This window comes from Streptomyces sp. NPDC006510 (genome assembly GCF_040611955.1).
GTDB lineage: Bacteria > Actinomycetota > Actinomycetes > Streptomycetales > Streptomycetaceae > Streptomyces.
Genome location: NZ_JBEXPH010000299.1, coordinates 1 through 7,435, shown reverse-complemented (window position 1 = coordinate 7,435; position 7,435 = coordinate 1). Strand labels below are relative to the sequence as shown.

The 7,435-nt window shown below is 71.9% G+C and carries 7 protein-coding genes; all 7 read left to right on the top strand.

Features of this window, described 5'->3' with window-relative positions:
- Positions 1 to 1,057, top strand: a 1,057-nt coding sequence (locus tag ABZY11_RS41480; RefSeq protein ID WP_356484127.1) for an ATP-grasp domain-containing protein, incomplete at its 5' end; no start/stop codon positions are given.
- Positions 1,054 to 2,532 (top strand): argininosuccinate lyase, encoded by a 1,479-nt coding sequence (locus ABZY11_RS41475; protein ID WP_356484126.1) that lies wholly within the window; start codon positions 1,054 to 1,056, stop codon positions 2,530 to 2,532. The genes ABZY11_RS41480 and ABZY11_RS41475, both read left to right, overlap by 4 nt.
- Positions 2,517 to 3,809, top strand: a complete 1,293-nt coding sequence (locus ABZY11_RS41470; protein ID WP_356484125.1) for an MFS transporter — start codon at positions 2,517 to 2,519, stop codon at positions 3,807 to 3,809. Before ABZY11_RS41475 ends, ABZY11_RS41470 begins: the two co-directional genes overlap by 16 nt.
- A gap of 43 nt (positions 3,810 to 3,852) precedes the next feature.
- The gene (locus ABZY11_RS41465; RefSeq protein ID WP_356484124.1) at positions 3,853 to 4,629 is read left to right on the top strand and encodes a 4'-phosphopantetheinyl transferase superfamily protein; all 777 of its coding nucleotides are present in this window, start codon (positions 3,853 to 3,855) and stop codon (positions 4,627 to 4,629) included.
- A gap of 136 nt (positions 4,630 to 4,765) precedes the next feature.
- Positions 4,766 to 6,670 (top strand): acetolactate synthase large subunit, encoded by a 1,905-nt coding sequence (locus ABZY11_RS41460; protein ID WP_356484123.1) that lies wholly within the window; start codon positions 4,766 to 4,768, stop codon positions 6,668 to 6,670.
- A gap of 14 nt (positions 6,671 to 6,684) precedes the next feature.
- Positions 6,685 to 7,257 (top strand): acetolactate synthase small subunit, encoded by a 573-nt coding sequence (gene ilvN, locus ABZY11_RS41455; RefSeq protein ID WP_356484122.1) that lies wholly within the window; start codon positions 6,685 to 6,687, stop codon positions 7,255 to 7,257.
- A 77-nt stretch (positions 7,258 to 7,334) separates the two neighbouring features.
- Positions 7,335 to 7,435 (top strand): hypothetical protein (locus tag ABZY11_RS41450; protein WP_350986285.1); only part of this gene is annotated, 101 nt, incomplete at its 3' end.

Below are 7,435 nucleotides of genomic sequence, written 5' to 3'. Positions count from 1 at the left end.
GGACGGCGCCACCATCGCGGGCGTCCTGACCAGCTCCGAGTACTACGTTCCGACCGCCGCCGCGCTGGCGTACCGGCTCGGACTGCCCGGCCCGTCGGCCGAAGCCGTGCGCGCCTGCCGCGACAAGGCCGAGCAGCGCCGGGTGCTCGCCGACGCGGGCGTCGGGTCGCCGGACTTCGCCGTGGTCTCCGAGGCCGCCGACGCACTCGCCGCGGCCCGCGGCATCGGACTGCCCGTGGTGGTCAAACCGGTGCAGGGGTCGGGGAGTCTGGGCGTACGGCTCTGCACGGACCTCGACCAGGTCGCCGAGCACGCCGGGACGCTGCTGGCGGCCACCGTGAACGAACGGGGCATCGCCGCACCGGGCCGGATCCTGGTCGAGGAGTACCTGACAGGGCCGGAGTACTCCGTCGAGGTGTTCGGCACCGACGCCGTCGTCACCGTCGCCAAGCACGTCGGCGCGCTGCCGGTCTTCGTCGAGATCGGCCACGACGTGCCGGCCGCCCTCCCCGGTGAACAGGAGATCGCCCTGCGCGAGTCCGCGGTACGCGCCGTACGGGCGCTCGGACTCGGCTGGGGAGCCGCCCATGTGGAACTGCGCCTGACCGGGCCCCGGACCGCCCAGGTCATCGAGGTCAACCCCCGGCTGGCCGGCGGCATGATCCCCGAACTGGTCCGCAGGGCCTGCGGGATCGACCTGGTGCGCGCCCAGGTGCTGGTCGCCCTCGGCGCCGCCCCCGAGCTGGAACGCGGCGGGTACGCCCGCGCCTCGATCCGGTTCCTCACCGCGGAACAGGACGGCATCCTCGCCCGGTCCACCGCACTCGCGGAAGCCGTGGCCGGGGCCCGCACGGTACCGGGCACCGTCGAGGCGGTGTTCTACCGCGCCCCGGGTGAACCCGTCGGTCCCGCCGAGGACTTCCGGGGCCGCGTCGGCCACGCCATCGCCGTCGCCGACCGCTCGGTACGGGCGGCCGAAGCCGCCGACCGGGCCGTGGCCCTGCTCGGCGAGGCCGTTACCTACGCGGATCTGCACACAGAGGAGGCATTCGCATGACCGCAGCGACGGCGCACGGCGTCGACACCGGCCGGCTCAAGGCCGCGCTCGACGCCGAGGCGCACCGCATCGTCTACGACCAGTACCTGCCGGACACCGCGGACGGGCTCGGCGACGAGTTGCGCTGCATCAGCGAGGTCGACCGCGCCCATCTGATCATGCTCACCGAGCGCGGGATCGTCGACGCCGACCGGGCCGCGGCCCTGCTGCGCACCATCGAGGAACTCCGCGGACAGGACTTCGCACCGGTCCGCGCCACCCCGATGCCGCGCGGCGTCTACCTGGCCTACGAGGGCCACCTCATCGGGGAACTGGGCGACCGGACCGGCGGCATCCTGCACACCGGCCGGTCGCGCAACGACCTCAACGCCACCACCACCCGGCTGAAGACGCGCGATCCCTATCTGGCACTGCTCGACGCGGTCGACCGGCTGGCGGGGGTGCTCCTGGCGAAGGCCGAGGAGTACCGGGACGTGGTCATGCCCGCCTACACCCACGGCCAGCCGGCCGTACCGATCAGCTACGGCCACTACCTCGCCGGTGTCGCGGGCGCGGTACTGCGCGCGTACGAGGCGCTGCTGGACGCCGGACGCCAGCTCGACGTCAACCCGCTGGGCGCCGGCGCGATCGGCGGGACGTCCGTCCCCATCGACCCCAGGCGCACCGCCGAACTGCTCGGCTTCAGCTCCGCCGCCCCCAACTCGGTCGACGCGGTGGCCTCCCGGGACTTCGTACTGGACCTGCTGTCCGCGTCCGCCGTCCTCGGTGTCGCGCTGGCCCGCGCCGGGCGGGACCTGAGCACCTGGACCTCGGAGGAGTTCGGGCTGCTGCGGGTGGGCGACACCCTGGTCGGCTCCAGCTCGATGATGCCGCAGAAACGCAACCCGTTCCTGCTCGAACACATCCAGGGCAGGTCCAGCGCGAGCCTCGGCGCCTTCGTCGGTGCGGCCTCGGCGATGACCACCGGCGGCTACACCAACGCCATCGCGGTCGGCACCGAGGCCGTACGGCACCTCCGGCCCGGACTGAGCAGCACCACCGACGCGGTGACGCTGCTGAGCCTGGTGGTGGCGGGCACCGAACCGGAACGGGAACGCATGACGGACCGGGCCGTGGACGGCTTCACCTCGGCCACGTACCTGGCGGAGCGGCTCGTCCTGGACGGGACGCCGTTCCGGGCCGCGCACCATCTGGTCGGTGAGACCGTGCTCGGTGCCCTGGAATCCGGCCGGTCGCTGGTGGACGCGGCCCGGTTCGCCGCCGTCGAGGACGGTGGGCTGGCCCCCGACCGGGTGGCCGCGGCGTGCGCCCACGGCGGCGGACCCGGTTCCACGGCCGACGGGATACGCGCTCTCGGCACCCGGCGCGACGCGCTGAAGGCCGAGGCGACCGGCCGGCGCACCCGCTGGTCGGACGGAGCCGCGCTGCTGTCGCAGGCCGTGGCCGAGGCGGTGACGACATGTCGGCCCGCCTGACCGAGCGCGCTCCCGGCAGGGAGCACGAGCGGCCGCCGCGCGGCGGACTGCTCGGCCATCGCGACTTCCGGCTGCTGTGGACCGGCGAGACGACCAACCGCGTCGGCATCAACATCACCGGGGTCGCCATGCCCCTGGTGGCGGTGGTGACGCTCGACGCGAGCACGTTCTCGGTGAGTGTGCTGGCGGCCGCCCCCTGGCTGCCCTGGCTGCTGATCGGTCTGCCCGCCGGTGCCTGGGTGGACCGGATGCGACGTCGGCCGATCATGCTGATCTGCAACCTGGTCCCGCTCGTCCTCCTGGCCAGCGTTCCGGTCGCGGGCTGGCTCGGGGTCCTGACGATGACCCAACTGCTGGTCGTGGCGCTGATCAACGGGTTCGCCGCGGTGTTCTTCGGGATCTCGTACAAGGTCTACCTGCCCTCCATCGTCGAGCCCGAGGACCTCCAGGAGGCCAACGCCAAGCTCCAGGGCAGCGAATCGGTGGCCCAGGTCGCGGGGCTGGGCGGCGGCGGCCTGCTGGCCCAGGCGTTCGGCGCCGCCTCCGGTCTCCTCGTCAACTCGGCGACGTTCCTGGTCTCCGCGCTGTGCCTGCTCGGCATCCGCCGCAAGGAACCGATCCCGGAGCAGCCCGAGGAACGCCGGCCCCTGCGACAGGACATCAAGGAGGGCGTGCGGTACACGTTCAAGGACCCGTACCTGCGTGTCCTCACCCTGTACGGCACCGCCACCAACCTGCTGCTGACGGCCGAGGCGGCGATCCTGCCGGTCTTCATCATCCGTGAGCTCAAGGTGCCCGAAGGCGCCACCGGCTGGCTCCTCGCATCGAGCAGCATCGGCGGGATCCTCGGGGCCACCACCGCGAAACGCCTGATCGCACGGTTCGGATCGGCCCGCGGACTGCTGGTGGCCACGATCGCCAGCGCCCCGTTCGCCCTGCTCATCCCGCTGACCGGGACGGACTGGACGCTGTCCGCACTCGTGGTCGGGAGCGCGGTCCTCTCGCTCGGTGTCGTGCTCGCCAACGTGATCCAAGGGGCGTTCCGCCAGCGCTACTGTCCGCCCCAGCTGCTCGGCCGCGTCTCGGCCAGCGTCTCGGTCGCGAACTTCGGCGCCATTCCCTTCGGTTCCCTGCTCGGCGGGATCCTCGGCACCGCCCTCGGCCTGCGGCCCACCCTGTGGCTGCTCACCGCGGGACTCGCCCTGACCCCGCTGCTCCTCCTGATCGGGCCGCTGCGCCGAAGGCGGGACCTGCCGGTCGCGCCGGCGACGCCGTGAGACCCGACTCGCCTGTCACTCTCGTACGAACAGGAGAGACCCCGTGGAACAAGCCCTGCCGCGGGTCGTCCGTGAGCTGCCACCCCCTGGCTCACTCGACCTCTGGCTCCTGAGGGTCTCGGATGTCCCCATCGGCATCCTGGACGAACAGGTACTCGACGCGACCGAGCGTCAACGTGCCGCCACCCTCATGCACGCCGCCGACCGGACCCGGTTCACGGCCGCGCATGTCGCCCTCCGCCGGCTGCTCGGCTCGTACCTGAGCCTGCGCCCCGAGGAGGTCCACCTCGGCCGGGACACCTGCCCCTGCTGCGGCGGACCGCACGGCCGGCCCACCGTGCTCGACGCCGACGACCGGCTGTTCTTCTCGCTGTCCCACCGGGGCGATCTCGCCGTCGTCGGTACCGCGGCGGCCCCCATCGGGGTCGACGTGGAACTGGTGCCGGACGAGGACGGCACCGCCGACCTCGCAGCGATGCTGCACGTGGACGAGCAGGCCGAACTGGCCGCACTGAGCCCCATGGCGCGGCCCCGGGCCCTGGCCCGGCTGTGGACCCGGAAGGAGGCCTACCTCAAGGGCCTCGGCACGGGTCTCGGCCGCGACCCCGCGCTCGACTACGTCGGCTCCGGACGCCCCGAGGGCCCGTACCCGCCGTCCGGCTGGACCCTGCTCGACGTACCGGTGGACCGGGGCTACGCGGCGGCGGTGGCGGTACGCGGCGAGCTGACCGTGGAAGGCCCGCTGGTCAGGAGGCTCGCCGGCCTCGACGTCGTACGGCACACCTGCGACGCCCTGCAGACGGCAAGAACTCCGCCCTGACCTCGCTCCGAGTCCGCCGGGTGCACCGTTGCGGTGATCACCCGGCGGCGGGCCCGCACCACCCGGCCGCTCCCGCCGCGGCTGCCGATCACCGATACGTCCTCGCCAACACTCCTACGGACTTTTGGAACTGACGATGTCAAACGCTGTGCAGCAGGCCCCCGCGGCCCTCCTCCCGCAAGTGCGGCCCCGTACCACCGGGCAGCCCGACACCGGCGTCGAGCACGTCACGGGTGCCCAGTCCCTCATCCGCTCGCTCGAAGAGGCCGGTGCGGAAACCGTGTTCGGTATTCCCGGCGGATCGATCCTGCCCGCCTACGACCCGATGATGGACTCGACCCGGGTCCGTCATGTGCTGGTCCGCCACGAGCAGGGCGCCGGACACGCGGCCACCGGCTACGCGCAGGCCACCGGCAGGGTCGGGGTCTGCATGGCGACCTCGGGACCCGGTGCCACCAACCTGGTGACCCCGATCGCGGACGCGCACATGGACTCCGTCCCGCTGGTCGCGATCACCGGCCAGGTCTCCTCCAGGGCGATCGGCACGGACGCCTTCCAGGAGGCGGACATCGTCGGCATCACCATGCCGATCACCAAACACAACTTCCTGGTCACGAACGCCGACGACATCCCGCGGACGGTCGCCGAGGCCTTCCGTATCGCCTCGACCGGCCGCCCCGGACCGGTCCTCATCGACATCACCAAGGACGCCCTCCAGGCGGCCACCACCTTCCGGTGGCCTCCGACGACGGACCTGCCCGGCTACCGCCCGGTCACCAAGCCGCACGCCAAACAGATCCGCGAGGCCGCCCGGCTCATCGGCGCCGCAAGCCGCCCGGTCCTCTACGTCGGCGGCGGTGTGCTCAAGGCGCGGGCCACGGCCGAACTGCGCACCCTGGCCGAACTGACCGGGGCACCCGTGGTCACTACCCTGATGGCGCTGGGCGCCTTCCCCGACAGCCACCCGCAGCACGTGGGCATGCCCGGCATGCACGGGGACGTCGCGGCGGTCGCCGCGCTCCAGAAGGCCGACCTGATCGTCGCCCTGGGGGCCCGGTTCGACGACCGGGTCACCGGCAAGCTGGACAGCTTCGCCCCGCACGCCAAGGTCGTCCACGCCGACATCGACCCGGCGGAGATCTCCAAGAACCGGTTCGCCGACGTGCCCGTCGTCGGGGACGCCCGCGAGGTCCTCGTCGCCCTGGCCGCCGCCGTGCGCGGCGAGCGGGCGGAGGGCCGCGTCGGCGAGGCCGCCCGAACGGGATATTCGGCCTGGTGGCGGGACCTGAACCACTGGCGGGCCACCTACCGGCGCGGCTACGAACTGCCCGCCGACCCGGGGCTGCTCTCCCCGCAGCAGGTCATCGAGCGGATCGGCCAACTCGCGCCGGAAGGAACGCTGTTCGCGTCCGGCGTGGGCCAGCACCAGATGTGGGCGGCGCAGTTCCTCCCGCACGAGGAGCCGGGCACCTGGTTCAACTCGGGCGGTGCCGGAACGATGGGATACGCGGTGCCGGCCGCGATGGGTGCCAAGGCCGGACGCCCCGAACGGACGGTCTGGGCGATCGACGGCGACGGCTGCTTCCAGATGACCAACCAGGAACTCACCACCTGCGCGCTCAACAACATCCCGATCAAGGTCGCGATCATCAACAACGGTGCGCTCGGGATGGTCCGTCAGTGGCAGAACCTGTTCTACGGAGCGCGGTTCTCCAACACGGTGCTGCACGACGGCGCCACCAACGCCACCACCGGATCGACACGCGGAGTGGGATCCGCCACCAACCACGGCACCCGGGTCCCGGACTTCGTGCAGCTCTCCGAGGCGATGGGCTGTGTGGGCCTGCGCTGCGAGAACCCCTACGAGCTCGACGCGATCATCGACAAGGCCAACGCGATCAACGACCGCCCCGTCGTGGTGGACTTCATCGTCCACGAGGACGCGATGGTGTGGCCGATGGTCCCGGCCGGTACCTCCAACGACGACATCATGGCCGCACGCGACGTACGCCCCGACTTCGGCGACTCCGCGGACGACTGAGAGGACCTTCTGACATGTCCCAGCACACGCTCTCCGTCCTGGTCGAGGACACGCCCGGCATCCTCGCCCGTGTCGCCGCCCTGTTCTCGCGCCGCGGCTTCAACATCGACTCGCTCGCGGTCGGTACCACCGAACACCCCGACATCTCCCGCATCACCATCGTGGTCAGGGTCGACCACGAACTGGCCCTGGAGCAGGTGACCAAGCAGCTCAACAAGCTGGTCAACGTCCTCAAGATCGTCGAGCTGGAGGCGGACTCCGCCGTCCAGCGCGAGCTGGTCCTGGTGAAGGTGAGCGCCGGCAACGGCACCCGGGCCCAGATCGTCCAGATCGCCGAGCTGTTCCGTGCGAGAACCGTCGACGTCTCGCCCGACGCCGTCACCCTCGAAGCGACCGGCTCCGGCGACAAGCTCGACGCGATGCTCCGGATGCTCGCGACCTTCGGCATCAAGGAGCTCGTCCAGTCCGGCGCGATCGCGATCGGCCGCGGCTCCCGGGCCCTGGCGGACCGCTCCGCGCGCGAGGCCCGGCCGATCCGCCTGACCCCGGCCGCCACCGCGGCGACGGCCGGCGCGCAGAGCGCCTAGCACCGCCCGCCACAGACCACCGCCTTTTTCTTTCCCGTCCGCACACCCTCACGTACCAGTAACCAAGGAGAAGCACCATGCCCGCCGAGCTGTTCTACGACGACGATGCCGACCTGTCCATCATCCAGGGCCGCAAGGTCGCGGTCATCGGCTACGGCAGCCAGGGCCACGCCCACGC

Coding starts and splice junctions, on each gene's coding strand:
- ilvN (WP_356484122.1), top strand. CDS start 6,685: ATGTCCCAGCACACGCTCTCCGTCCTGGTCGAGGACACGCCCGGCATC.
- ABZY11_RS41470 (WP_356484125.1), top strand. CDS start 2,517: ATGTCGGCCCGCCTGACCGAGCGCGCTCCCGGCAGGGAGCACGAGCGG.
- ABZY11_RS41460 (WP_356484123.1), top strand. CDS start 4,766: ATGTCAAACGCTGTGCAGCAGGCCCCCGCGGCCCTCCTCCCGCAAGTG.
- ABZY11_RS41475 (WP_356484126.1), top strand. CDS start 1,054: ATGACCGCAGCGACGGCGCACGGCGTCGACACCGGCCGGCTCAAGGCC.